Origin of the sequence: Agrococcus pavilionensis RW1 (genome assembly GCF_000400485.1) — a bacterium.
Taxonomy (GTDB): Bacteria; Actinomycetota; Actinomycetes; order Actinomycetales; family Microbacteriaceae; genus Agrococcus; species Agrococcus pavilionensis.
Map to the genome: position 1 here is coordinate 1 of NZ_ASHR01000045.1, position 1185 is coordinate 1185.

Annotated in this window: 2 protein-coding genes and 1 pseudogene; all 3 read left to right on the plus strand. The window is 73.2% G+C overall.

Features of this window, described 5'->3' with window-relative positions; genetic code table 11:
* On the plus strand, window positions 1-420 hold a 420-nt coding region (locus tag L332_RS0115865; protein WP_031224440.1), incomplete at its 5' end, for an aminotransferase class I/II-fold pyridoxal phosphate-dependent enzyme.
* 9 nt (window positions 421-429) lie between these two features.
* On the plus strand, window positions 430-1029 hold the full coding sequence (gene hisB / locus L332_RS28685; protein WP_021065147.1) for an imidazoleglycerol-phosphate dehydratase HisB: 600 nt from the start codon (window positions 430-432) through the stop codon (window positions 1027-1029).
* A pseudogene (locus L332_RS29955) lies at window positions 1026-1185 on the plus strand (imidazole glycerol phosphate synthase subunit HisH); the annotation flags it as partial. The gene hisB and the pseudogene L332_RS29955, both read left to right, overlap by 4 nt.

Below are 1185 nucleotides of genomic sequence, written 5' to 3' on the forward strand. Positions count from 1 at the left end.
ATGAGCAAGGCGTTCGCGTTCGCCGGCATGCGCGTCGGCTACCTCGCCGCGCACCCGGCGGTCATCGACGCCCTCCGGCTCGTGCGGCTGCCGTACCACCTCTCGGCCATCACGCAAGCGGCGGCCGTCGCGGCGCTGCGCCACAGCGACGTCATGCTCTCGCGCGTCGACGACCTCCGCGCGCAGCGCGACCGCATGGTCGAGGAGCTCTCCCGGCTCGGCTACCGCCCGTACCCCTCGGACGCGAACTTCGTGCTCGTCGCCGGGGTCGACGACCCGCAGGCGACCTTCCGCGCGCTGCTCGATCGAGGCATCCTCGTGCGCGACGTCGGGCTGCCCGGCACGCTCCGCATCACCGCCGGGACGAGAGCCGAGACGAGCGCGCTGCTCGCCGCGATGGCCGAGCTGCGGCCCGAGTAGGATCGAGGGATGCCCCGCACCGCAACCATCGAGCGCACGACGAGCGAGTCGAGCATCCGCCTGAGCGTCGACCTCGACGGCACGGGCGCCTCCTCGATCTCGACGACGGTGCCCTTCTACGACCACATGCTGACGGCGTTCTCGAAGCACTCGCTCATCGACCTGACGGTCGAAGCGAGCGGCGACACCGAGATCGACGCGCACCACACGGTCGAGGACACCGCGATCGCGCTCGGCCTCGCGCTCGGCGAGGCGCTCGGCGACAAGCGGGGCGTGCGCCGCTACGGCGACGCGACCGTGCCGCTCGACGAGGCGCTCGCCCGCGCGGTCGTCGACCTCTCGGGCCGGCCGTTCCTCGTGCACTCCGGCGAGCCCGCGGGCTTCGAGCTGCACCGCATCGGCGGCCACTTCACGGGATCGCTCGTGCGCCACGCGTTCGAGGCCATCGCGCTCAACGCTCGCCTCACCGCGCACGTCGAGGTGCTCGCGGGCCGTGACCCGCACCACATCGCCGAGGCGGAGTTCAAGGCCTTCGCGCGCGCGATGCGCGTCGCGGTCGAGCCTGACCCGCGCGTGACCGGTGTGCCGTCGACGAAGGGTGCCCTGTGACCGCCCAGCGCAAGCGCGTCGCGCTGCTCGACTACGGGCTCGGCAACGTCCACTCGGCCGCGAAGGCGCTCGAGGCGGCCGGCGCCGACGTGCGCCTGACGGCCGACCGCACCGCGATCATGGAGGCCGACGGCCTCGTCGTGCCCGGCGTCGGCT

What these genes read in the sequence shown, in the direction of transcription:
- hisB (WP_021065147.1), top strand. Translation starts at nt 430, where the DNA reads ATGCCCCGCACCGCAACCATCGAGCGCACGACGAGCGAGTCGAGCATC.